This window comes from Christensenella minuta, assembly GCF_003628755.1.
Lineage (GTDB): Bacteria > Bacillota > Clostridia > Christensenellales > Christensenellaceae > Christensenella > Christensenella minuta.
Genome location: NZ_CP029256.1, coordinates 1,198,712 through 1,223,879 on the forward strand (window position 1 = coordinate 1,198,712; position 25,168 = coordinate 1,223,879).

26 protein-coding genes, 1 other RNA gene and 2 pseudogenes are annotated in these 25,168 nt (G+C 46.2%); 1 reads left to right on the plus strand and 28 read right to left on the minus strand.

Annotated features, from left to right (window positions below; genetic code table 11):
- Position 1 precedes the first annotated feature (1 nt).
- Positions 2-1,281, minus strand: a pseudogene (locus B1H56_RS05720) (ABC transporter substrate-binding protein).
- A gap of 247 nt (positions 1,282-1,528) precedes the next feature.
- A complete protein-coding gene (locus B1H56_RS14945) occupies positions 1,529-1,657 on the minus strand; it encodes a hypothetical protein (RefSeq protein ID WP_278288533.1) in 129 nt (42 codons plus the stop codon).
- Positions 1,658-1,756: 99 nt separating this feature from the next.
- On the opposite strand from B1H56_RS14945, the gene B1H56_RS05725 reads away from it, so the two are divergent.
- Entirely contained in the window at positions 1,757-2,362 is a 606-nt protein-coding gene (locus tag B1H56_RS05725; RefSeq protein WP_121418973.1) for an epoxyqueuosine reductase QueH, read from the plus strand.
- 170 nt (positions 2,363-2,532) lie between these two features.
- Here the strand turns inward: B1H56_RS05725 and B1H56_RS05730 are convergent, their stop codons facing one another.
- The 26 genes and pseudogenes from B1H56_RS05730 to B1H56_RS05855 all read right to left on the minus strand — a co-directional run bounded on the left by B1H56_RS05730 (position 2,533) and on the right by B1H56_RS05855 (position 25,164).
- The gene (locus B1H56_RS05730; protein ID WP_066517939.1) at positions 2,533-3,702 is read right to left on the minus strand and encodes a Gfo/Idh/MocA family protein; all 1,170 of its coding nucleotides are present in this window, start codon (positions 3,700-3,702) and stop codon (positions 2,533-2,535) included.
- A gap of 17 nt (positions 3,703-3,719) precedes the next feature.
- Positions 3,720-4,478 (minus strand): ThuA domain-containing protein, encoded by a 759-nt coding sequence (locus B1H56_RS05735; protein ID WP_066517938.1) that lies wholly within the window; start codon positions 4,476-4,478, stop codon positions 3,720-3,722.
- 102 nt (positions 4,479-4,580) lie between these two features.
- Entirely contained in the window at positions 4,581-5,558 is a 978-nt protein-coding gene (locus B1H56_RS05740; RefSeq protein ID WP_066517935.1) for a sugar ABC transporter substrate-binding protein, read from the minus strand.
- A 90-nt stretch (positions 5,559-5,648) separates the two neighbouring features.
- Positions 5,649-6,614 (minus strand): ABC transporter permease, encoded by a 966-nt coding sequence (locus tag B1H56_RS05745; RefSeq protein ID WP_121419033.1) that lies wholly within the window; start codon positions 6,612-6,614, stop codon positions 5,649-5,651.
- 63 nt (positions 6,615-6,677) lie between these two features.
- Positions 6,678-8,165: a sugar ABC transporter ATP-binding protein gene (locus tag B1H56_RS05750; protein WP_066517925.1), complete on the minus strand. Its 1,488-nt coding sequence runs from the start codon at positions 8,163-8,165 to the stop codon at positions 6,678-6,680.
- Positions 8,166-8,352: 187 nt separating this feature from the next.
- Positions 8,353-9,516: an ROK family transcriptional regulator gene (locus B1H56_RS05755; protein WP_066739888.1), complete on the minus strand. Its 1,164-nt coding sequence runs from the start codon at positions 9,514-9,516 to the stop codon at positions 8,353-8,355.
- Between the two features lie 405 nt (positions 9,517-9,921).
- Positions 9,922-10,306: a transfer-messenger RNA gene (gene ssrA, locus B1H56_RS05760) on the minus strand.
- Positions 10,307-10,363: 57 nt separating this feature from the next.
- Positions 10,364-10,813 carry an SsrA-binding protein SmpB gene (gene smpB / locus B1H56_RS05765; RefSeq protein WP_258107172.1) on the minus strand — a complete coding sequence of 150 codons (450 nt, stop codon included), beginning with the start codon at positions 10,811-10,813 and terminating at the stop codon, positions 10,364-10,366.
- A gap of 34 nt (positions 10,814-10,847) precedes the next feature.
- Positions 10,848-12,935 carry a ribonuclease R gene (rnr, locus tag B1H56_RS05770; protein ID WP_066517917.1) on the minus strand — a complete coding sequence of 696 codons (2,088 nt, stop codon included), beginning with the start codon at positions 12,933-12,935 and terminating at the stop codon, positions 10,848-10,850.
- Positions 12,936-13,012: 77 nt separating this feature from the next.
- Positions 13,013-13,264, minus strand: coding sequence for a preprotein translocase subunit SecG (gene secG, locus B1H56_RS05775; protein WP_066517914.1), 252 nt, complete (start codon positions 13,262-13,264; stop codon positions 13,013-13,015).
- Positions 13,265-13,335: 71 nt separating this feature from the next.
- On the minus strand, positions 13,336-14,280 hold the full coding sequence (gene dusB / locus B1H56_RS05780; RefSeq protein WP_066517910.1) for a tRNA dihydrouridine synthase DusB: 945 nt from the start codon (positions 14,278-14,280) through the stop codon (positions 13,336-13,338).
- Between the two features lie 100 nt (positions 14,281-14,380).
- Positions 14,381-15,019, minus strand: coding sequence for a hypothetical protein (locus B1H56_RS05785; protein WP_066517909.1), 639 nt, complete (start codon positions 15,017-15,019; stop codon positions 14,381-14,383).
- A 371-nt stretch (positions 15,020-15,390) separates the two neighbouring features.
- Positions 15,391-16,620 carry a site-specific integrase gene (locus B1H56_RS05790; RefSeq protein WP_066517908.1) on the minus strand — a complete coding sequence of 410 codons (1,230 nt, stop codon included), beginning with the start codon at positions 16,618-16,620 and terminating at the stop codon, positions 15,391-15,393.
- A 9-nt stretch (positions 16,621-16,629) separates the two neighbouring features.
- On the minus strand, positions 16,630-16,911 hold the full coding sequence (locus B1H56_RS05795; protein ID WP_023920548.1) for an excisionase: 282 nt from the start codon (positions 16,909-16,911) through the stop codon (positions 16,630-16,632).
- The gene (locus B1H56_RS05800; RefSeq protein WP_002594705.1) at positions 16,877-17,104 is read right to left on the minus strand and encodes an excisionase; all 228 of its coding nucleotides are present in this window, start codon (positions 17,102-17,104) and stop codon (positions 16,877-16,879) included. The genes B1H56_RS05795 and B1H56_RS05800 overlap by 35 nt, the downstream gene beginning before the upstream one ends.
- A gap of 99 nt (positions 17,105-17,203) precedes the next feature.
- Positions 17,204-17,410 (minus strand): excisionase, encoded by a 207-nt coding sequence (locus tag B1H56_RS05805; RefSeq protein WP_002594704.1) that lies wholly within the window; start codon positions 17,408-17,410, stop codon positions 17,204-17,206.
- Complete coding sequence (locus B1H56_RS05810; RefSeq protein WP_066517906.1) at positions 17,397-17,963, minus strand: type II toxin-antitoxin system PemK/MazF family toxin; 567 nt, start codon at positions 17,961-17,963, stop codon at positions 17,397-17,399. The genes B1H56_RS05805 and B1H56_RS05810 overlap by 14 nt, the downstream gene beginning before the upstream one ends.
- A gap of 105 nt (positions 17,964-18,068) precedes the next feature.
- Positions 18,069-18,656: a chromatin SPT2 gene (locus tag B1H56_RS05815; protein ID WP_066517904.1), complete on the minus strand. Its 588-nt coding sequence runs from the start codon at positions 18,654-18,656 to the stop codon at positions 18,069-18,071.
- Positions 18,657-19,211: 555 nt separating this feature from the next.
- Positions 19,212-19,937, minus strand: a complete 726-nt coding sequence (locus tag B1H56_RS05825) for an ImmA/IrrE family metallo-endopeptidase (RefSeq protein WP_002594700.1) — start codon at positions 19,935-19,937, stop codon at positions 19,212-19,214.
- Positions 19,938-20,067: 130 nt separating this feature from the next.
- Positions 20,068-20,667, minus strand: a complete 600-nt coding sequence (gene lexA, locus B1H56_RS05830; RefSeq protein WP_066517902.1) for a transcriptional repressor LexA — start codon at positions 20,665-20,667, stop codon at positions 20,068-20,070.
- A 188-nt stretch (positions 20,668-20,855) separates the two neighbouring features.
- Positions 20,856-21,623 (minus strand): zinc ribbon domain-containing protein, encoded by a 768-nt coding sequence (locus tag B1H56_RS05835; RefSeq protein WP_002594697.1) that lies wholly within the window; start codon positions 21,621-21,623, stop codon positions 20,856-20,858.
- A 77-nt stretch (positions 21,624-21,700) separates the two neighbouring features.
- A complete protein-coding gene (locus B1H56_RS14505; RefSeq protein ID WP_162938962.1) occupies positions 21,701-21,847 on the minus strand; it encodes a hypothetical protein in 147 nt (48 codons plus the stop codon).
- A 16-nt stretch (positions 21,848-21,863) separates the two neighbouring features.
- Positions 21,864-22,865: a helix-turn-helix transcriptional regulator gene (locus tag B1H56_RS05840; protein ID WP_044681693.1), complete on the minus strand. Its 1,002-nt coding sequence runs from the start codon at positions 22,863-22,865 to the stop codon at positions 21,864-21,866.
- A 20-nt stretch (positions 22,866-22,885) separates the two neighbouring features.
- A complete protein-coding gene (locus tag B1H56_RS05845) occupies positions 22,886-23,314 on the minus strand; it encodes a hypothetical protein (RefSeq protein WP_008118560.1) in 429 nt (142 codons plus the stop codon).
- 47 nt (positions 23,315-23,361) lie between these two features.
- Positions 23,362-23,517 (minus strand): annotated as a pseudogene (locus B1H56_RS05850) (nuclear transport factor 2 family protein); the annotation flags it as partial.
- 120 nt (positions 23,518-23,637) lie between these two features.
- On the minus strand, positions 23,638-25,164 hold the full coding sequence (locus tag B1H56_RS05855) for a Y-family DNA polymerase (RefSeq protein ID WP_044681713.1): 1,527 nt from the start codon (positions 25,162-25,164) through the stop codon (positions 23,638-23,640).
- Positions 25,165-25,168: the final 4 nt, after the last annotated feature.

Sequence of the window (25,168 nt, forward strand, 5' to 3'; positions counted from 1 at the left end):
TTCACGAAGGGCTCCTTTCTTCCGCCGCCTGTTCGTCCATCCAGGCCATAGCCTTTTCAAGCGGCTGGCCGGAAAGCAGCTGCCGGGATACCTCGGCGGTCAGATTCCAGATCGGCAAATCAAGAAGTTCGTCCGATCCAATTACGGTCCTGTCTGCTTCGTAACAGGGGATCAACGGCTGTATCTCCGCTACCGTCGAGGGCGCTCCGCCCTCCAACGGACTGAACGAAGCCTGCTGATCGGCAAATTTCCGGATGTTTTCCGCACGCGTAAAGTATTCGACAAATTTAACCGCGGCCTCCTTGTGTTCACTGGCTGCATTAACTCCCAAACGTGTATCCGCATTGATAACAACCAGCGCCCCATCCTGCAAAACCGGATAAGGAGCTACCTCAAAATCAAAATCCGGCTGCATCTCTTTTACGCGTCCGGCAGCCCAGGCGCCTGTCAGCATGAAGGGGGACTCCCCTTTCACGAATTCTTCGAGATCATCCGATGTTTTTTTCGTTTGCAGCGCTTTTTCCGCATCGATATAACGCTTCTCCAGAAATTCTTCCGCAAGCGCAAAGCCTGAATCCAGATATTGGCTTAACTGTGCCGTCCCGCTGTTCAGTTCCCCGAACACTTCCGCCTCGCGGTTTTCCCTGTATGTGGAATAAAAGCTTTGGCCGATAGCCAACGTTTTCAACGAAATATCGTTATTGGCAATGACCGGCGTGATTCCCTGTTTTACAAAGTAATCGCAAACATCCTCCCATTCCCCGAGGTTTTGAGGAATTTTTTGCCGGTGCTCCCGCAAAAGGTCCTTATTGCAGTAAAGGCCGAAAACAGATACCGTAGTCGGCACTCCATAAATTTTTCCATTTTTTCCGTCATCTGGCCAAGCATCTGGTCCGTATAGCCCGGGATGCTGCTGAGGCCCGATAAATCGGCAAGCCGCCCTTGTGCGCCCAGTTCCAATACGGCGTCATGGTTCACCATGAATACATCGTCGCCTTTTCCGGAATCCATCCGCTTTTCCAGCGCCTCAAAATAATCGGTTCCCTTCAGGCTTTCATACGAGACCCGGATACCGGGATTTTCCGTCATAAAGTCCGATATGATTTTTTCAATTACCGTGACGTTTTCCGGTTCATACTTATTGCCGAAAAAAGTAATAGTCGTGATCGCTTCCGCCGGCATTTGATAGTTTACGACCTCGTTTTTCACTCCGCACGCGGCAAATGCAGCCATGCCGACCATACAAGCCGCGCATAACGCGATCCTTTTTTTCCCTCTCATCCCGGATTTCCCCTTCCCGTTCAGTCCGGCGGCCATCCCGCGGCGCTTCTCCGGACTTCGTTCCGCAATATAAAATACCATTCCGGTTAAATATTGTTTTGGTTTGATTTCTGCCTGATTTTTTGAGACCGGCGGTAAATACAGGCGTAACTCTGCCCATATATGTTTCAATTTATTTTAACATATGTCATAAAGCCGTGCAATCCCCTCACCGCTTTTAAGGTCACCAATAAAACAAAAACCGGATTTATTCCGGTTTTGCAGGTTTTCTGCTGTTTTTAATGCAGGAAAGAGCGCGCGCATCTGCACCGTGGATTGCGCTCATGGCCGCCGTCAGGGTCACGGCTCCCTCACGGCTCCCGGCGTCAAACTGCATATATTCCCGCCGCAGGCAGTGGCGCTGTGCGTATTGCTATCGATTGTACTTTTGTTCCGCGGCCTGTATAATATTGATATCTGAAAAAGGAAGTCATTTATGATGAACGCGCAAATTGTTCTGGAAAAAACAATATCATCGATCCAGGAGGCGGGTCTTAGGCCTTCCCTGCTGCTGCACGCCTGCTGCGCTCCCTGCGCAAGCTATGTGCTGGAATATCTGTCTCCTTATTTTGATATTTCCATTTTTTATTTCAATCCGAATATCTATCCGCCGCAGGAATACTCCCGCCGTTTGGAGGAACTGCGCCGGATGCTCAAAGACATGGACAGTACTGCGGTGCTGATCGAGGGCGCCTATGAGCCCCATATTTTTTCCAAAATTGCCCATGGCCATGAAAGCGACGCCGAACGCGGGCCGCGGTGTTCGCTTTGCTATGCACTGAGGCTGGAAGAAACGGCAAAGCAGGCCGCGAAGGACGGATTCGACTATTTCGCCACTACCCTCAGCATCAGTCCGCACAAGGACGCCGCGAAGCTGAACGAACTTGGCCTCGCTCTGTCCGCCAAGTACGAGGTAGATTACCTCGTGTCCGATTTCAAGAAGAAAAACGGATACCTCCGCTCGCTGGAGCTTTCCCGGCAATATGGCCTTTACCGGCAGGAATATTGCGGCTGTATGCACTCCATGCGGCCGCAGGGCTAGCCCCCTCCAAGCCTGCGGCGGCCGGCAAAACCTGTCTTTCCGGGACTGGAAGCAGCCCTCACGTGCCGGGCTGCCGTTTCCTTCAATGGGTGCCGGGAAGGATAAAAAGGGACCCGGCGGAGCCTTAAAGAATCCGCCGGGTCTGTGTCACATCCAAAGCATACCTTCTTTTATTCGCTGAACACATAGTCCGGCTGATTCATCGGCATGGCTTCCGGTCTTTCAAATGTACTTTCCATTTCATGGTACTTTCCGCTCTCAGCAGCGTCGTGAATCCCCTGCATGATCTCGAGCGCATGCAAAGCCATGTTCCCATTCGCCCGGTGCCGCCTCCCGGAACCGATAGCGGCACACATATCCGCAAGCCCAAGGATACGGCTGTTTTCGTTGTAGCCGAATACAGTAGGAATCTCCCGCCACGCGGTCGCTTCTTTTCGCGGCAGCGTGCTCGGGAAGCCGTTCCAATCGGCCTCGTCGCTGCGTCTGAGAAGAATCGGCCCTTCAAAAAGGTTCGGACCTGCGAGCGGATCGGCATCCGGAAGTGTAAGCGTTCCTTCCGTCCCGTATATTTCCAGCCGCGGGAGATGGGAATCCCAGATATCGAAGCTCGTGATAACCGTTGCAATCGCCCCAATATCGAATTCTACCGTTCCGGCGATGTGCGTAGGAACTTCGACGGCAACGAGTTCGCCAAAACACGGCTCGCTTGTGATGCGCCTCTGCCCGAATGTTTTTTGTACAGAGCCGCAGACCCGTCTCGCAGGCCCCAGCAGCGAAAGTAATGCCGTCACATAGTACGGACCCATATCATACATAGGACCAGCCCCAGGCTTGTAATAAAACTGCGGGCCGGGATGCCAGATTTCATGTCCGTGGCAAGTCATAAACGCCGTTGCCGCAATCGGCTTCCCAATCCATCCCTCATCGATCAGCTTGCGGCAGGTCTGCAGCCTTCCTCCCAGAAAAGTATCCGGCGCGGCGCCAACCCGCAGCCCCTTTTCCTGTGCCAGCGCAATGATCTCCTGCCCCTCCTGCGTCGTAACGGCAAGCGATTTTTCCGTATAAACGTGCTTGCCGGCTTTAAGGGCCATCATATTGACCGGGTAATGCGCATTGGGATTCGTAAGGTTGAGGATGACTTCGATCTCGCCGTCTGCCATAATGTCCGCAACGTCATCATATACTTTGCCGATTCCATATTTTTCAGCCTGGGCTCCGGCCCTTTCCCGGAGCTGGTCGCAAACGGCGACGATCTCAAGCACGTCATATTTTTTGCTGTTTGTCAAATAGATGTCACTGATATTGCCGCAGCCGACAACACCAACCTTTACCTTTTTCATTTCTCTTTACCTCGTCACTATTTTGCCGCCCAGAGCAGCGCGCGTCTTGTAACTTCCAGATTCGGTTTTTCCATAAAGTGGTTGATGGAATGTCCGCACGAATTATAAAAGACCCTTCCCTGCCCAAAATACTTCGTCCACATAACCGGCATATCGAAGACTCCATTTGTAATATGCGGACCGACCGCTTCCATAGAATCATTGAATTCGTTCTCGTCGAAATTCCATACGCCGTAGGTTGAGCCCAGATCGATGGACGTATCCCCAATCTTTGTGTAGGCTCCTTTTCCAATTGGCATCCGCGTCGTCGCGAGCACATGTACCGCCGGATCGACAAGCAGGTAATAATGCTCGGAAACCGTTTCAAAGTCTTCCAGTCCCTGCGTGATCGGATGGGTCTTGTCTGCATAATGTACCTGAAACCGCACATGCTGTCCGTTGGGATGGGCCACCCACTGGCCGCCCGTCATAAGCTGCCAATCCATGCAGTCATGGAAGGAATCGCACATCCCGCCGTGGCATCCGGCGATCCCCACGCCGCTCGCAACGGCTTTGATTACCGGGCCATGCTGCTGCGGCGTGATCTCGCCGTGGCTCCAGCACGGAACGATAATATTGAGGCCCATCAGTTTTTCTTCATCCTCAAAGGCGGAAAGCGTATCCGCCACCTCTACGTCAAAATCTTCCGATTCAAGAATGTCTTTATATGCGTTCGCAACCTGCTCCGGATCATGACCGTCCCAGCCGCCCCACACGATCAAAGCTTTCTTTTTCATGATTCATTTCTCCTATCTTTCGCGCTAAATATTTAAGTGTCCTTTTTCTCTTCTTGCCTTCAGCGTAATAAGCAACCAGGTAATTCTATTTTTATGCTGAAGTTATTCTAAATAGTTGTCCACGTTATCGATCGTCACCAGTTGGAAGGGAACATACGTTTCCGCCTCTACTTCTTCACCCTTTACCATCTTGTAGGCCATTTCCACCGCCATCGTCGCCTGGCCGTAAGCATCCTGGAATACGGTAGCGTCAAGCCTTCCGTCCTTTACCGCTTGAAGCGCGTCGGGAATTGCATCCACGCCTACAATAATCATGTTCTCCTTCATATTGTTATTCTCCGCGGCCTTGAGGGCGCCCATTACCATTTCGTCGTTCTGCGAGAAAATAGCGTTAATCTGGTCTCCATAAGACTGAATCCAATTTTCCGTAAGAGCCATCGCCTCTTCCCTCGACCAATGCGCCGTATCCTCCGCGAGCAGCGTCATATCCGGATATTTTTCCAGCACTGTATATGCTCCGTCGCTTCTCTTGATTTCAGCGGACTGCCCCGGATTTCCGTGAATCATGCAGAGATTCCCTTTGCTGCCCAGTTTCTCGGCAATAAACTCGATCGCAAGTTCCGAGGACTCTTCATCCCGCGACCCGACAAACACATCCGGTGCGGTGGTCGTAACCGAGTTTACATTAATAATCGGGATTCCGGCTTCCTGGGCCTTTGTGACTGCGGGCGAGCTGGCATCCGCGTCGCAGGGGTCCATAATGATCGCGTCGACTCCCTGAGCGATAAAAGATTCCACCTGTGAAATCTGCTTGTTTGCATCCATATCCGGATCGTTGCAGATCACCTCAATGCCGAGTTCGGCGCACTTGTCTTCGATTCCCTTCTGAATCTTTACCATAAATTCATTTGAATTTGTTATGGTTGTAAAGCCAAAGACCAATCCTTCTCCATCGCTCGCCGCCCCGGTTGCCGCCGCGCTTTCACTTGCCGTTTCCGGCTGTGCCGCAGGCGCGGCGCACGCTACGCATCCTATTACCGCAAATACAACAGCCATCATCAATACTACTATTTTTTTCATATTACCCTCCGTTATTTCTTATTGCTTCGTGATCCTGGTTACTTGGATTGCTTATCTTAAACTTTCTAAATATTTAATTTAACGACGCGCTTATCTCTTTTGCTTTGTTTTTACATCCAGCAGAACCGCGCCGATGATAATCAGCCCCTTGATGATCTGCTGATAGTACGACGATACGTTCAATAGGTCCAGTCCGTTATTGATAAAGCCAATAATCAGCGCGCCGATCAGCGTTCCCACCACCGTTCCAACTCCGCCGGAGAGGCTGGTTCCGCCTATGACTACGGCGGCGATCGCATCCAGTTCGTATCCAACGCCAATGCTCGGCTGCCCAACCTCTATGCGCGCGGCCTGCATCACGCCGGCAAGCCCCGCGAGCCCGCTGCAAATCACATATACGGACATCTTCACCCGGTCGACCTTGACGCCTGACGCGTAAGCCGCTTCCTCGTTTCCGCCGATCGCATACACATACCGGCCGTATTTCGTCTTGTTCAGCACGAACCACACGACCAGGAACACCGCCAGCATAATCAATATCATCACCGGGAAGCCTATTTGCCCTTCGGCTCCGCCGATCTCTCCATTGCCGATCCAGTTGAAGGAAGGATCAAGGTTGGAAACCGGACGGCCGTCCGCAATGAGCAGCGCGCCGCCGCGGGCAATTGTCGTCACTCCCAGTGTTACAATAAAGGAAGCGACATTGGCCTTGGCAACGATCACGCCGATAAAAAGTCCGAAGAGGACGCCTACGCCGATGCCGACCAGAACCGGTACGACTGTGGGATATTCCCCCGGATGCGCGAACATCGCCGCAGATACGCCGGTAATCGCCACCACCGCGCCCAGCGAAAGGTCGATCCCGCCGGTCAGCACCACAAAGGTCGCCCCAATCGCCAAAATTGCGCTGATCGAGATTTGCCTGAATACGTTCAGGAAATTCTTTATTTGCAGAAAGTTTGGCGTCGCAATGGATAAAACTACGATAAGAACGACAAGCGCGATCAATATCCCATATTTTGACAGCAGGCTTTTTGCGTCATTTCTTTTCAACATATTGCTCTTGGCATCTAAATTCCGAAACATTTTTTATCCTTTCGTCTTATTACAAGATATTTTTTACTGGGCGAATGCCCACTTCATGAGCGTCTCCTGGTTAAAGTCCTCCCTCCGGACTTCTCCCATCATCTCCCCTTCATGCAAAACGATGATCCTGTCGCACAGCCCCAATAGCTCGGGCATTTCAGAGGAAACCACGATTACCGCTTTTCCTTCCTCTGCCAGCTCGCAGATCAGCTTATAAATTTCCGCTTTCGCGCCGACGTCGATCCCCCGTGTGGGTTCGTCCATAATGAGTATTTCCGCTTCATCGAGGAGAAGCTTTCCCAGGACCACTTTTTGCTGGTTGCCGCCCGACAGGTTCTGGACAAGCTGCTCTTTCGACGGAGCTTTGATGGCCAGCAGCTCCATCATCTTGTCCGCAAGCTCCGCTTCCTTTTTATTCCCGACAACGATTCCATCGAAATATTTGTTCAGGTTCGATAACGTAAGGTTTTTTTTGATCGACATCGGCAGAACGAGGCCCACTCCTTTCCTGTCTTCATTTACGAGTCCGATCTTGTTTTTAATTGCGTCCCCAGGATGCCTGATTGTGATTTTTTCGTCCCGGATATAGAGCTCTCCCTCATCCAGTTTATCAATCCCGTAGATCGCGCGCATAATCTCCGTACGTCCCGCGCCCATCAGTCCCGCGAAGCCCAATATTTCGCCTTTTCTCAGCGAGAATGAAATATCGTGAAATACGCCTTCCCGTTTGAGCCCCTTCACCTTGAATACCTGTTCGCCGATCTTGTTGCGTTTCTCGGGATATACCTGGGACAATTCCCGGCCTACCATCGCCACGATGATCTGGTCGATATTGATATTCTCGGTTGAAAAAGTGTCGATAAAGGTTCCGTCCCGCAGAATCGTTACTTCGTCTGAAATTTTTAAAACTTCGTCCATCTTATGCGAGATATAGATGATTGCGACTCCTTTTGCTTTCAGGTCGTTCAGCACCGCGAAGAGCCGCTCTACCTCTTTGTCCGTAATCGCGGAGGTAGGTTCGTCCATAATCACAATTTTGGCGTTATAGGAAACGCATTTTGCGATTTCGACCATTTGCCTCTCAGAAACGCTGAGGTCCTTCATCAGAACCCTGGGGTCCAGGCTGACGCCGACGCGCGCAAGAAGCTCTTTTGCTTTTTCGCACATCGCGTTTTTATCAATCATCCCGTTCCTTAGTATTTCCCTTCCGAGGAACATGTTTTCCGCAACCGTCATATAAGGAATGTACGACAGCTCCTGGTGCACCATGGTGATTCCCATTCCAATCGCCTGCCCCTGGGTATACCTGGATATTTCCCTGCCGTCATAAACCACCCTTCCGCTATCCGGTACATACATCCCCATGAGAACCTTCATCAATGTTGATTTTCCCGCGCCGTTCTCTCCCATCAGCGCGTGGACCGTTCCACGTTTCAATTTCAGGTTCACATTTTCAAGTGCCTTTACTCCCGGAAATGATTTGCAAATATCGACCATTTCCAGAATATATTCGTTAGCCAATTTAATTTACACACCACCTTTTAATTGAGAATTTTATGCGTTCCGAGATGTTTTTAAATGCTTTTTAATATGTTTCACATTTTACCATCTATCTTCCAGTTAGTCAAGTGACTTTTTAAAGTTATTTTAATTAAAACCCGAAAAATAAGGCGCTCTTTCAGGAAAGAGCGCCTTTAGATCAAAAAAATCAATATACTTTTTCCACTTCCATAAAAAGGTTAAGCGGTATGATAGCGGCCCCCATCACAGAGGCGTTCATCCCCAGCTCGGAGACGACGATCCTGACATCTTTTTCGGAAAAAAGCTTCTCGCCGCTGAACGTCCGCCGCCTCACCTTTTCGATAAAACCTTTCGCATAATTTGCCATTTCTCCGCCAAGAACAATATAACGCGGATCAAAGATCAAAATAATATTCCTCAGACCGGCCGCCAGAAATTCGATATATTCGTCCATGACTTCGACAGCGGCTCCGTCTTTTTGATCGTATAATTCAAAAAACGCACGCACGGATGAAACATTTCTCCCGGTTTTCCCACGGTACCGCTCCAACAGGGCGCGTTCGGAAATATAAGCATTCCAGCAGCCCTTGTCTCCGCATACGCATACGGCTCCATCCTTGATAATCGTCATATGCCCCAACTCGCCGGCTCTTTTGTTATATCCCTTGTAGACCTTGTTCCTGGAAATAATCCCCGCACCAATGCCTTCATTGATGGAAATATAGACCATATCATTCTTGTTATGGCATACGCCGATCTTATATTCCGCGACAGCGGCGGCGTTTGATTCATTTTCGATATAGACAGGGAAATTGAACAGGTCTTCATACTTTCTGAAATCTACGTTGTCAATATTCAGGTTCGCGGCAAATTCTAGAATCTTATCCTTTTCATTCACGGTTCCGGGAAGCGATATCCCCATCCCGATAATCCGGGACGAATCGATATTCATGATCCTCAGCATCTCGTCAATTTCGCTTTTTACGTCGGACATCATTTTATCCATATCGCGAAGGACATCGAATTCTATGAGCCGGTCGCAAATGATTTCATAATTCATATTAATCAGAACAAAGCGAATCCTTCCGATTTGGAAATCTACGCCAATCGAGTATTTTGCATTTTTGACAAATTCAACAATTGTCGGCCGCCGCCCACCCGTAGAGCTTGCAACCCCGGCTTCTTTCAATACGCCGATTTCAATCAATTCATTGACGTTGGAGATGACCGTGGGCAGGCTGACATTGATCGCCTTCCCAAGCTCGCTCTTTGTCATTTTCTTTTTTCGCCGCAGCAGGCTCATAATTTTTCGCCTGTTAATATCTTTAATAACGCTTTGATCTACCTTCAATCATCCAGTCCTCCACCTTAAGTTAATAACATTCTATAATATCCCTCGTCATTTTTCAAGGCATTTAAGTAAGTTGTTTTAGAAACGGCCGGCATTTTTATTTCAACTTAAATAAGATTGACTGCCTTTTTCAAAATTCCAGATAAGTATACAATAGAACGTGGAGGCTGGAGGACTGATAAGGCGAGGAAGAAGGTATACCAGCACACTTTGCCGGACGAGGGAGAGCCTTTGGCGACCTTGCGAATTCTTATTTTGAAAAGCAGACGCAATATGAAAAATAAAAAAACGTTTAAATCACGGGTTTTATTGGGGGAGATTGACGGAATGGATATTTGCGCCCGGGATATAAAAGACCGCAAACCACTTACGCAGTTTGCGGTCTTGGGTGCGGCAACTTGCCGTTGGTGGAGATGAGGGGAGTCGAACCCCTGTCCGAAAGCCTGCCCGGACAACTTTCTACAAGCTTATTGGCCTTTGTTTCTTTCCCTCTTCAAGGCCCCCGGCCACAAAAACCAAGAAGAGGTAGCTTCATAAAATCCGCGCCGCCGCAAAGCTTTGGCAGCGTAGTAGCCCGTTTTAAATTGGCTCCCGATCCCCTCCCAAACAGGAAAAGAGAGGTCGGAAGGCTGCTATTTTAAATTAAGCAGCGAGCAGAGCGGGAGAACCCACCTCTGCCGTTTTGTTTGTTTTTGCGTTTATATTTAGTTGAATCTTTTTAACGCAGAGTATTCAACTGCGGCTTGCTTATTGTCCTCACAAATGCCCCCGTCGAAACCAGTACATCCCCATATTCAGTTTTTCCGGCACAATCACGCAGGATGCCGGTATTTATATAAAAACGGCTTTATATCCTCCGTTCCATATCACGTTTGACGGCCTTTTCCTTCAGGTCCTGCCGCTTATCGTATAAATGCTTACCACGGCACACCCCTATCTCGAGCTTCACCTTTCCCCGCTTCAGATACATCCTCAGCGGAATCAGCGTATATCCCTTTTGCGCAGTCAGCCCAAGAAGCTTCGTAATCTCTTTTTTATGCAGCAGCAGCTTGCGGACGCGCAGCGGATCGCGATTGAAAATATTTCCTTTTTCGTACGGACTGATGTGCATGTTATTGACAAACGCTTCAGCATTCCTGATCTGCACATACGAATCACGCAGGTTGACCTTCGCCATACGGCACGACTTCACTTCCGTACCGACGAGCTCGATCCCCGCCTCGTAGGAATCCTCTATGAAATATTCATGCCGCGCCTTCTTGTTTTGCGCAAGCAGCTTTTCACCAGCCATACACATTTCCCTTATTAACTCTTGTAAATACTATTATACTTTAATTATCCGCAAAGGTAAATTCAATTTTTGCAAGAGCGATATCCGCTGCCACCACTTTCACCTTCACCTTGTCCCCAAGGGTGATTCGTTTTTTCGTATGCTCGCCGATCACGCAATATTCCTTCTCGTAATACACGTAGTAATCGTCGTCAAGCTGTGCCAACGGAATCATTCCTTCAATCGTGTTATCCAGTTCCGCAAAGATGCCAAACTTCGTTACGCCCGATACCACTGCCGGGAAGGTTTCCCCAATATGCTTCGACATATACTCCGTCATTTTGAGGTCCTGCACCGCCCGCTCCGCTTCGATCGCATTCCGCTCCCGCGCGCTCGACTGTGCCGCCACTTCCGGCAGCACTTTCTCCAGATGCCGCAGATATCCTTCATCCATACGCCCCCCAAGCAGCGCCTTGATGATCCTATGGACCTGTAGGTCTGGATAACGCCGGATCGGCGAAGTAAAGTGGCAATATTGGTCTGCCGCGAGGCCGAAATGAGAGATCGGTTCCGTCGCGTAGCGCGCTTTTTTCAGCGCGCGCAGCGTAACCGTATTAACGATCGTCTCCTCCGTCGTTCCCGCCACCTTTTCGAGCACTTCCTGGATCGCATGCGGATGGACGTTCTGGAAGCCCTTCAGCTGTATTCCAAAATTCCCCAGGAAGATCGCCAATTCCTTCATACGGTCTGCATCCGGATGCTCATGAATCCGATACAGGAACGGCAATTCCATATAATAATACTGTTCCGCTACCGTGATATTGGCGCGAAGCATGAATTCTTCGATCAGCTTCTCTGCGTCGCCCCGTTTTCTGACGGTAACGTCTACGGGAACGCCCTTCCGGTCCAGTATGATTTCCGGTTCGTCGATATTGAAATCGATACTGCCCTTCTCAAAGCGCCGCGCCCGCAGTATCTTTGCAAGCCGGTTCATCTCCATAAGCGTATCGGCAATGTCCGTATATTTTTCACGCTCCTCCGCATCGCCTTCCAGCAGGCGGTTTACCCCGCCGTAAGTCAGCCTATGGGCAGACCGGATCACCGTGTTTTCCATTTTCTGAGCTGTTACGTTCCCCTGGGCATCAATTTCCATGATGCATGAAAGCGTCAGCTTGTCTTCTCCCGCGTTCAGCGAACAGAGGCCGTTTGAAAGCTCCTGGGGAAGCATCGGCACCACCCGGTCCACCATGTAAGCGCTCGTTCCCCTGTGGAGCGCCTCTTTGTCAAGCGGCGATCCCTCGCGTACATAATAGCTCACGTCCGCAATATGAACACCAAGCTCATAGTTGCCGTTTTCCAGCATTCGGAGCGATACCGCGTCATCAAGGTCCTTTGCGTCCGCGCCATCGATCGTAAACACCGTCTGCCCGCGCAGGTCAAGCCGCCCCTCAAACTCCATTTTTTCCTGTGCCAGGGCCTGTGCCTGCCTTTTGCACGCATCCGGGAACCTGGAAACCAAACCAAAACGCCGCGCGTAGGCAAGAATATCCACGCCCGCTTCTCCCGTCCGCCCGAGAATCTCCATGATTTCTCCTTCCGGGCTCTTTCCCTGATGGGCGCGCTGTGTGACATTCACGACGACCTTCTGTCCGTTTTTTGCTCCGCGCGTCCGTTTCTTGGGAATATAGATATCATCCATGCCCGGCGAATCGCTCACAACGAATACCGTTCCGTTTTTGGCCTGTACCGTCCCTACCGTTTCTACCGGAAGCAGCGAGAAGACCTTCACGACTTTTCCTTCCAGGTGCTTTCCGCCCTGCTGCCGTTTAGACAGCCTGACGAGAACGTCTTCTCCGTTAAAAGCGCCGCCTTTATGTGAAGGTGAGATAAAGATGTCCTCCATATCCTCCGGCGTACGCAAAAAGGCAAAACCGCCCTGTTTACAGTCAAGCGTTCCCCGGAACAGCCCCATCGTGGATGCCAGCGCGTATTTCCCGCCCTTGGTCCGTTTCACAAGGTATTCCCGTTCCAGTTCGCTGAGAACACCCTCAAGCGCCTCTTTGGGCATATCCACCGCTCCAGCAAGTTCGTCAATGCCGATATAAATCCTGTCTCCGATCTTTTGCAGAACCTGTTCTGTTTTCTCCAAATAAATATCTCCTGTCTTTCATAAAAAACACACCCTCAAACGCGTGGGTGTTTTTCCGATTCCAAATTCTTATTTGCCTACATCCAATACTTTTGCATGATGACAAGCAGAACCGCGAGTACCATGAAGCCGATTGCTGCGATTCTTGTAAGCCGCACCAAGGTCGCTTCCATGCCACGCGCCTTTTTCTTTCCCCACATTGCTTCCGCACCGCCACTAATGGCACCGGGCACGCCCGTCTTCGCTCCCGACTGGAGCAGTACCACGACAATCAGGAAGCCTGAAAAAACAACCAATACTATTTTAATAATGAGAGCTAATATCTCCATAATAACCTCCGATTAAAATACATAACAGAAGTATGATAGCATGAACCGCCATAAATTGCAACCTATTTTTTCTACAGGCAGGACAGCAGAATATCTTCAAGCTGTGCATAGGTCTCCACCCTCACGACCTGTGCACGCAGCTGCGCCGCCCCCTTCATCCCTTTTATATAATGCGGGGCGTGGCCCCGCATTTGCCTCATAGCAAGCGCTTCCCCTTTCTTCCGCACGGCAATGCGCGCCTGCCGGAGGCACATGTGGATTCTTTCTTCCGGCATAGGGAGGGTCTGCACGCTTCCCGTCCGCAGCAATTCACTGATCTGGGTAAATAAAAAGGGATTCCCCTGCGCGCCGCGCGCTACCATCACCGCGTCGCACCCAGTTTCCCGGAACATAGTTACCGCATCCTGTGCGGCAAATATATCTCCATTGCCAATCACCTTGACCTTTACGGCCTGTTTTACTTCGGCAATGATACCGAGGTCCGCTTTCCCTCTGTAGTACTGCTCACGCGTCCTCCCATGCACCGCAACCGCATCCGCGCCAGCATCTTCCATCACCTTTGCAAAGGCCGCAGCATTCCTGTCTTTTTCCGTAAAGCCAGCCCGGAACTTGACGCTCACCGGAACGGGAACCGCCTTTTTGAGCGCGGAAACGATTCTTGCCGCCAGCGCGGGTTCGCGCATAAGCGCGCTTCCCTCGCCATTATTTACGATCTTGGGTGCGGGACATCCCATGTTCACATCTATAATAAACAAACGTTCTCCAAGCAAATCGCATATTTTCCGTGCAGTATCGGCAAGGATCTGCGGTTCGCGGCCAAACAACTGGACCCCTGCTTTTTCCTCCGCATCCGAAAGCTCAAGCAGCTCGTGGGTGCGTCCGTTTTGGTAGGCAATTCCCTTGGCGCTCACCATCTCGGTGAAGGTCATCTGCGCGCCGCAGAGCGTACAGACCTCGCGCATGGCCGCATCCGTCACGCCCGCCATCGGCGCGAGATAAATTTTTGGTTCGTCCATTTCCTCTTCCTCCCCGCCGCACGGCTTTTTGCACCCCTACGGCACGGCCCCAAGGCCCCAAACAACAAAGCGCGCTCTGCGGCGCGCTTTGTTGTTATTCTCAAGCTTCCGGGCTTTCCGTCCCATCCGGCTGTGCCGCGGCCCCGCCGGTGATTCCAGCAGCTTCCTCCGCCGGCGGCGTTTCCGACGGCTCAGGCGCGGCTGCTTCAACAAGCTTCATGTCGTCAATCACCCAAGCGTCTCCCGCCTTCACCATGGAAAGCTCATATTTCCCGTTCAGCCATTCCGGTGGCTTTTCGCCGCTTTGATCGGCCTCTTCGTTTTCGTCTGTCACAGAGATCTTATGCCCCGCAATTTCAGTGATGACATCGTCTGCCGATACGGTAACCTCCGTCTGCCACGGCCAGACGATCGGGGGGTTAATGTCCGTCCTCTGGTAATAATTCGTAATCTGGAACTCTTCATAGGCGGCTCCCGTCAGAACCGAATCCGTCACCAGGAAATGCTCCGTAAAAAAACTGCCGAGCTGGGATGAATCCACTTTCTCTTCGTCGTGCATAAGCACGGCCTCCGCCCGCAGCGAAAGCGCATCTTTCGCCACCATCCGAATATTCATCGTATTCATCGCGGCATAAAAAGCGACGATTACAAGCGCAACAACGACAACAACGATTGCAAGCCGCGATAGTACGTATAAAATACCTCTGGCAGGCTTATTGCCGCCTTCTTTTGCCACCATAATTACCTCATTCTCAGGATCAGAGCGTATCCTTTGGTTTCATTGTCGGGACCCTTTTTGTGGTTCTTTCATACTCGACCAAGCTGGTGTTAATACTATTAAATTCTCCATATTCCAATTATCCCCCATACTTCATATTTTTGCTCTACTTTGAGTCACTTTGCGGGCAAATGATGTAAAATATGATGTAAATGATGTAGGGCGATAGTAGTATATGCAAGAGCATATTTATATACAAGAAATTATAACTTCTCTTATTTACAATGTCAATCCACATCAAAGTAACGCTGCCTTATCTTTTCCTGCTTCAGAACAAGAAAAAAGAACACACAACACTCTGTATGTTCTCTTTCTGTATGTGAAGTCCAATATTATACTTTGAAGTAGCTATCCAATCCTTTGAACTCTGCCGCTTTCATTTCTTTTGTAACATCAGCATAGATGTTCAGTGTAGTTGAAATATCTGAATGTCCAAGTGCATCTTGAATGACCTTTATATTTACTCCAGCTTCACACATTCTTGTTGTAAATGTATGTCTAAGCGAATGACAGCTAAAATGAGGAAGTAACACATCAGGTTCATCACTGTGCAAAAACTGCTCATCATTGCAATCACGGATAATTCTTCGGATTGCTTTGTTGAGTGTGGCTTGGTGCTGTACCTGACCAAAACGATTGATGAAAATAAAATCTGTATATCCGTCAATCGTGACCTCGCAATGAAGTCCTAAATCTTCCTGCTTCTGTTTCTCCTGTTCAAATGCTTCTCTCACAAAACCGAGCATTGGAACCTGCCTCATACTCGCCGGAGTCTTCGTTGTATTTACATTGAAATAACAGCCACTTTTACTCCCCTCAGTTCTGTGGTCATAATATACAAGAGTATGATTAACATCAATCATTCCACTTTCCATATCAATATCACACCATCTCAATCCAGTTACTTCCCCCACACGAAGTCCAGTTCCTATCATTACTGCAAAGACCGGATACCAATGTTCATATACAGGGTGGGTTTTCATGAAATTCAGAAATAGCTCCTGCTCAAGTTTCGTCAACGCTCTACGCTTTTCCGACTGAAAACAATGTGCTTTTTTCAATTCTCTCAACACATTATCTGACGGGTTATTTCTGATAAAGTCATCATCGACAGCAATCTGTAAAACCTGATGAAGAACCGTATGTATATTATCAATCGTTGAAGGCTTCAAATTTCTTTCATCAACAAGATAATTGTAGTATTTCTTAATATCTGATTTCTTCAACGTTGATATTCTTTTACTTCCAATCACTGGTCGCACAAAGGTATTGTACATATATTTGTAATTTTCAAAGGTATTATTCTTCAGCCCTCTTTTCATATTTGCCCAAAGGTCAAATAATTCATCAATGGTTGTGTATCGTGCTTCGGTCTTAATACCATCACATTTATCTTTCTGAATACGCTTCTCTTTTTCTCTCAGGTCATCTAAAGTTCTTGCGTAAACAAATCTTCTTTTCATCTGGCTGTCCTGCCAGCTAAATTGATAAGTACCGTCTTTTCTCTGAACCTCTCCGGTTTTCAGAACAACTCTTGATTTATCTTTTCTTTTTGTCGCCATTGTGTCCTCCTAAATTCTAAACTGCTTATCTATATATTTGTCCAGTCGTTCCCTCACAATATGAATTTTATTGCCTATCCATATTGCAAAGGGACAACCTGCTTGATTAGACAACTCACGCAACTTCGTTCTTCCTATACCGGAATATGCTGCGGCTTCTTCGATTGTCAGCCACTTTCTTTCCCATATTGGTTCTTCAGCATTGCTTATGAGTTTTTCCTGATATGTTCTTACTTCGGCAAGTAAGCGTTCATCATCATTCAAGGAAAGTAAGTTTTTCAATGTATTCATCAAAAATCCTCCTCTTAATCATTCGACGATTTCCTATATGAAGAACAAATGGGCATTCTTCTTGGCTTGTTAGTTTTCTCAGTCTTTCTCTACCTATGCCAGAATATTCAACTGCTTCATCAATCGTCAAATTAGACTTATGCCATATCGGCACATCATATTTTTTTCGGATAATCTTTTCTGTATCTGCCATTACGGAAGCACCTCCTTGTTTTTTTCTGCCCTTATGATAATTAAAAAATGGCGATGAGCCTATTATGCGAACCGACCCATCGCACATTTTACAAATCAGCTATATCGAATACGCATTATCAAGATATTCGTCCAGTTTTCTTCTTTTAATCAGTCGCTTACTTCCATTCCAAAGAACAAAAGGGCAAAACTCCGAGTCGGACATTTCTCTTAATTTTCTTGAGCCAATACCACAATAAGCTGCGGCTTCTTCTACTGTAAGATTGGACTTCTTCCAGATAGGAATAATGATTTTATTTTCTGTCATTGCTCCCCCTCTTTTCTTCCTTTGATGAATATCTGTCGGTAACAACATAATCCCAACCATCTCCATCACACTTATCACATCTGTCTTTTCGCTTTGCAAATGGGTCAAGTCGTCTTACGATATAGTCTGGATTGTGAATGTAATCATTCAGGCACTTCGGGCATAAGCAACGAATATTTTCTTTCCCCTCCGGCTTGTAAACCCAAAGTCCAAAAGTCTTTTTCAAAGTTGCGTTTATCTGCCTGAAAAGTTTATCATCATCTACCGTACCTATGTATTCACGCAAATCTTCTCTATTGACTGTCCGTATCTGTTCCAAAAGAACCATTGACGGTTTCTTCAATCCAAACTCCTCACCAAGAATAATGTGCGATGGCAAATATCTTTTCTTGATTACACTTGTAACCGCTGCAACAATAATCGTCGGAGCATTCTGGTTATAATCGTCTGCCTGAACGACAAGCACCGGACGCTCTCCGCTTTGTACTGAACCACTGTTATCTCCAAAGTCATAGTAGAATAAATCCCCACGACAAATCATTTTTTCTTTCATATACATAACCTCACAAGAATCAAATTTTTAAAGTGTCATTCGTATCCGGAATGAAATAACCCCTTCACTCATTTGGACAAAGGGGTCTGAAATGCACACCCAAAATCAGAGATTTTCATAAAATTTGATAAAGTTTTTCTTTGCCGCAGCAATAGACTTATCTACGGAGCTGTAATATACTCCCTCCTGCTTTGCAATCGCTCTGGAACTCAGACCGCAGCACACATTCTTCATAAGGCGTTCCCTTTGAAGTGGCTGCAACATTGAAAGTGCTATCCTTGCTTTCCTGATTTCACACTGACGCAATTCTTCTCTTTCCAGTTCAAGCCTTTCTTCCTCTGCTCTTTCAAACGGGTCGTCAAACAAAATGGCAAGTTCTTTATGGAACTGTGAGGACATTTCATCGTCATATCCATAGCAGTCAAGTGTGCGACTGCTTCTCTTTGCATACTTGTCCTCATTTCGGTTTGCATCGTCAATTACCTCTCCCTGAGCAATGGAAAGATGAACAAACGGAGAATATCTTTCTATAACAAGGGGATACTTCTCCCAAAGCTCTTTTACAGATAATTCCGTAATAATCGCCCATCTTTCATCTCCGGTATAACCGTTATATTCGTATTTAAGGTTTATCAGTTTACAATCCTTTGCAAATAATTCTTCTTGTTCTGTTAATGTAAGTTTGTTTGTCATTTCCGTAATCTCCTTTGAATTTTGAAAAATTGATAAGTTTCAAAATTCGGAGATTACGGGTACTCAGCTATCTGGCACTGCCAAACGGTATAAAACATAAAAGTCCTTTCCCAAGTAAGGGAAAAGACCTAATACTGCACGAAGCATAATCGAGTAAAACAGCAACAAAAAAGCACCGTCGAATCTGGACAGCAAAGAATACTTCTATTCTTCACTTATCCGGCTTCGTACGGTGCTTGGTAGTTTAGCAAATAAATTGCTTATCTCCGCTTACTCGATTAGAAATCGTTTCAATATTTACTTGTAATCTTCATCGCCTGCAATTCCTGCCATATCCGTTCCTACGGATTCTGCGGAAGTAAGCGAGATTTAAGATGTGGACATTCTTGCATTTCTGACACTTCACACTCAAATGTCCGGTTGCATCTGAAAAAACTCTCTGTATCCTGAACCCACAAGTCGGGCAGAGAATATCACGCTCTTTCAGGCTTTCTGCTTCTACTCTTGACAGAAGCAATCTCTTTTGTATTTCAGGTGCTACCTGAGTCTGTAACCTCATTGTGAAACACCTCCCAGATTTAACTCATTGGAAATGTACTCAAGGATATTGTGATACTCAAATAGTCCCATATCTCTCAATCTGATAACCAAGGCTGTATAAGATACTCCGATATAAGCTGCCATTCTGCGGATAACTGCTTTATCCTTTGAAGTAATGGTATTATCGCCATAAACTCTTATCGGATTTGACTGATTATATTTCGCCAAGGCATTTTCAATAATTCTTCTCGGCATAAGAAGCGAAGCTCCCATTGTATCTGCCTGCCACTCAACAGACGCAAACATCTGAGCCAGTTCCTCTTTGGAATAACTACGCTCACTGTCATACTCTGCATGAAAGCGTCCTTCACTCGGCATTGCATACATCTTACTCAAGATATGATGTGACGCTTCGTGTGCCATTGTAAATCTGCGACGTCCCTGCTCCTTTTCAGCAAGAAGAAATTTATCAAGTACGATGGTATCTTTCGGGAAAACAAAGGGAATAATTTTTCCGTCCTGATGTACCAGCAGTGGTGTTGCTCCATCTGCCAGAAAACCAATCCTGCCTGCATCATCTTCTGCGAAAGAAGCGTATTCAATTCGTAACATAAGAAATTCTGTAATGAAATGTTCTATGTCGATGGATTGAATCACTCGATTGCTAAACTTATTAGCATAAGCTGTTATCAAGCCTTCGCTGATTTCTTCCAACTCGGCTCTTGACATATAAATACTCAAGTTGTGTCCACCTCCGACTCCACCTTGTCCGGCGGTGCAACTCCTCCGGCAAAGTTCTGTTGTATTTCCGCACTATCCAAATTGATTAGATAGCGAATTCCTTCAAGTGTTCTCATTCGTCTGTCCTCTGCTATAGTTCTTTGATGATGTGACAAGCCACACCCTGAATGCAGCACTCATCTACAATGATGTCTTTCATCTTCTTATTTTCCGGATGGAGAATGATTTTCTTATTCTCATCATCTCTGAAGTAACGTTTCAATGTATTCTGATTATCCACAAGGGCAACTACTATATCGCCCTCATTGGCTTCTACCTGCTTTTTGACAACCACAAGGTCGCCGTCATCAATCCCTGCTTCAATCATAGACTGACCGCTTGCTCTTAATATAAAGAAATCTCCTTTGCCGAAAATAGCAGTAGGAAGTGATACATATTCTTCAATATTTTCTTCCTCATACTGAGGACTACCACAATGAATAGAACCTACAATCGGTGTCTGTGTCTGTTCGCCACTGTACTTACGGGTCACATTGGTGCGAATCTCCTGCCCGTCGTACTCAATCATATTCTTCTCAGCCATTTCTACCAAGTATTTGTATGCTGTACCTCTGGCAATACCAACAGCTTCAGCAATCTTTGTAGTCGATGGGGATTGTCTGTTTTGCAGGTAATAATCCTCGATATATTTTTTTATCTCACTCATAAGTTCAGGACTCTTGCTTCTCATACCTGCACCTCGCTTTCTTTTCTATCGGAAGCAGTTTGCTTTCGATAGTTTTATTATACCTGATACGAAAAATTTTTCAAGTAGGTTTTTCGCAAAAGAAAAGAGGTGTCGCAATTTGCTAACACCTCAAAATTTCTTTGCTTGCACTGAAATCATTAACTCCAATGGCTTACTATTTTTCTCTATCCTCATCTTTTCTTATACAATACAAGTTCCGGATTCTTACCGTCTTCTTCATAAGTGCAAATAAGAATAAAATCCATATCTGCAACAACGCCGAAACATCTATCGCCGCCGTATTCACATTCAAGCTGATTGCCCAGATATGTCTTTGCCTCATTCAAAAACTTAGCCGCTTGCCCATTCGGAAGCCGGTACTCAAGATTCACATACTTTCCCACAAGGGTATTCAGTTTTTCCACCTTTGGCATTCCGTCAACATTCAATTCGTTAATTTCATTGATTAACTTTTTCTTGAATTCTTCAAACTGACCGTTATCACTAAGCTCATCATATTTCTTCCAGTAATCCAAAGTAGGAAGCAGCTCTTTCATATAAGAACGGGCTTGTTCCTCCGTGAAATTCTCGCTTACCATATTCTTAACACAAACTTCAATCAAATCGTCCATATCATTGTAAGTATATGTTCCATCGGCATAACACCACTTACAATAGTCCTCGTTGAAAGAACCGTCGTGATTGTGTCCGATAATATCATCATCTTCAAGCGGCATTCCGCAGCATTGACAAATAAGCTTTCTCGGTGAGCCTAAAAGTGTATTTATGGAAACATCTAATACTTTTGACAGCAATTTCAATGTTTCCGTATTCGGAACTGTTTCTCCGTTTTCCCAACGTGAAACTGCCTGACGACTTACAAAAACTTTTTCTGCAAGCTCATCCTGCGACATTCCCTTTTGAGTGCGAAGTTCAAGTATAACCTGTTTTGTATCCATTATGCAGTACCTCCCTTACACCTTTATTATAGTCTCACGCATTATCTCAAACAAGCAACTCGCAGTTGCTGTCCTTATTACTCAGCTTTTTCGTTCACGGCTAACAAATTTTCACAATAATAGTTTGGGTCGGTTGTATCCGCAGACGGATAAACTTCAAACTCCACGCCCTCGGCATATTCATACTGCGAGCTTTTCAAGAAGATTCTGCCGTTTCTTGACATCGTATGCTTTGGAGTGTTAGATTTCCTGTTCTTTGTTTTCTTTTTGCTGCATACCCTCATCGGCTTGTGCAATCATCTGCCTGTACTGTTCTTTCACACTTTCCGGTGCAAGTATTTGTACCTTGCCATTAAAGCCAAACACCCAACCAAAAAAGGTCGGACTGGCTGATACTTCGGTCTGTACTCTGAAAGAAGTCATATCATACGCAAGGGTTGTCACATCTTCTCCAAAACGGTCAACCATTGTTTTCATCAAGCTGTTATCACACCGTAAATCCACAAGAACTTTCTCGCCTGAGAACATAAAGAAAACTTCCTTTGTGTAATTCTCAATATCAAAATCATCCGGCATAGGAATAATATCTTTATCCAATATCTCCGGCTTGGAAGCAATACGGTCTACCCTGAAATTGATAACCTTGCTTTTCTTCTCTGAATATCCGAGAACATAATAATAGTCCCCACACCAGAGAAGTTTATACGGGCTGAGCTTATACACTTCGCCCTTGTTCTTCAGAACCTTTTTCTTTAATCCGGTATAATCATAATACTGAAAAGAAATCTGTTTACCTGTATTGATGGCATCGTTTATAGCGTCAATGATATAATATATCTGCTCATTATCCGGCTTAATTCGATTGACCACATAGTTATTACGCTTCAACTTTGCCACCTGCCCCGGACTGGTCATCGTATGTATCTTCTCAATCAGCGTTTTGCTTTTCTTCTTTGTAATAAACTTCGATGACTCCACTGCATCTATCAGCAGTTTCAGTTCCGGCAATTCAAACTTACGACTGGCTACAAAGTATTTGCTCTGAGTAGAATGGATAGTAACAATATCCATTCCAAACTCCTGAAGTGCAGCAATATCTTTTGTGACCGTCGTTCTATGTGCAGATATTCCGTATTCATCATTCAATATATTGATTAGCTGCGTCGTCGAAAGCGGATGTTCCTCGTCCGTTCGTTCCTCTAATATTTTCTTTAAGTATAATATTCTCGGCTTTGTTTCCATTGTTTGCCCTTTCCAATCTATTACTCATATAGTCCTTTGAACATTTCTCCCTGTATCACGCTGATTTGTTCAGTCGGAATTACTGTTTCATCCTGCATAATCAGTTTGCGTTCAAATTCATCAATCTTTTTCACTATGCCGGAATGCGTGAGATATGCTCCTCCGGATTTTTTATCATCAGGCACGAAATAAGTTATTGATATTTCCTGTTCTGTGCCGATATTATCTCTAATCATATTTAATTGGTCATTTAATTTCATAATGACTTCATCGCTTAACTCTAACCGTTCATCTGTTAGCCTTGCAGTCTCTTTAATGGCTGCATCGTGTCCTGTAAGTGCCGCAAAAGGTGCAAACTGTGCTGCTCTGTCGTGAAGTGACATACGAGGATGGTTCTTCGATGTCGGATTCGGCAGATTGATTATATCGTCATAGGAATGTTCATCCATCTGTTACAGCACCTCCTTTGCTCGACAAATTTGAATTTATAGTCCTCTCAAAACCAATTTGCTTTTTCTTCTCGAAATACGGGAATATCACTATCTCGATATGGATTGTAATTATGAAGATTGCAACCAAACTCTTTTAATGATTTTATTTTGTTATCCTGTGTCCATACAATTAAAGATATTCCGTCAAATTCTTCAACATTTACTTTTTTTATCAAAGTAATTATCAAATCCCATCAGAACATCATCATTCAAATCAAATTTTCTTGAATTAAAAACTATTTCTAATATGCCCATATTTTATTCCTCAAATTTCAGTTTGTTTAAGCCTTATGACCGCCGATTTGCTCGTTTCGGTCTTTGGCGGTTGCACCTTCTTCAAGGTTCATTCCCTTCAACACAGCATTCTTGCCAAACTTCTTTTTGATACTCAGCATTGCTTCTTGCATACGCCTTTCCCGTTCTAATTTTTCTTCTTCCTCCGCCTGCTTCTTCCTCTGTGCTTCGTAATCGGTAAAGAGGTCGAGTTGCTGGTATTCATCTTCCTGCTTGACGGATTTTTCATCAACAAGTTTATTCGCTGTGATTGTTATTCTGCGTACAAGCAAATGCTCGTCAACTATCCTGTCATACAAGTCCATCACGGCGTTGGTAATCAATCGAGTAGAGGAAGTCTTTTTCTCAAGATTCGCTGTTCCGTGTGCGTGCTTTGGAACTTTGCGTCCATATCGGTCAATCGTAACCTCGCCTTTGTATTGATATTTTAGGTTCGGATTACTTAAATTCTCAATATCATAGCCGATTGTCAACACAAGCTGGTCAGTTACAAGTCCTTTATCCACCAAATCAAGCACCATTTGGTCGGTCATTTCTTTTACAATCAACTTTGCCTTTTCGTAATCATACGGGCAGTGAAGTACCTGTCCTGAACATACACTATTGGTTTCCGGCTTATAGGCTTTGACCTGCTCCATCGTACAAGGTTCATATCCCCAAGCATGGTCAATTAGCAATTCCGCATTGATACCGAACAGCTTGTACAGCAATTCCTCGTTATACAGTTCATTCGGCTTTCCGATAGAACATCTTGCAATATCGCCCATTGTATAAAGTCCGTGTTCCTCTAACTTCTTCGCATAACCATTTCCGACTCTCCAGAAATCGGTTATCGGGCGATGACTCCACAATTTCCGGCGATATGACATTTCATCCAATTCAGCTATTCGCACACCGTCCTTGTCCGGCTCAATATGCTTTGCCACGATATCCATCGCAATTTTACACAAGTACATATTCGTGCCGATTCCGGCTGTTGCTGTGATTCCTGTTGTTTTCAAAACATCCTGTATCATCGTCATGGCAAGTTCCCTTGCAGTCATCTGATAGGTGTTCAGATAATTTGTTGCATCTATGAATACTTCATCAATCGAGTAAGGGAATATATCTTCCGGAGCAATGTATTTCAAGTAAACACTGTAAATCTTAGTGCTATACTCCAGATAGTATGCCATACGAGGTGGTGCAACGATATAATCAATCTCCAATGCTGGATTCGCATTTAATTCTGTACTGTCATCAGATGAACCAGTAAATGTACGATTTGGTGCTTTCCATCTTCGGTTGTTATTAGCTTCTTTTACCTTTTGCACGACTTCAAACAAGCGTGGTCTGCCGGGTATCCCATAACTTTTTAATGACGGAGATACCGCAAGGCAGATGGTTTTCTCTGTCCTGCTTTTATCTGCAACCACAAGATTTGTTGTCAAAGGGTCACGATTTCGCTCTTTACACTCCACAGAAGCATAGAATGATTTGAGGTCAATTGCGATATAGGTCTTTTGCTTTGCCATCATT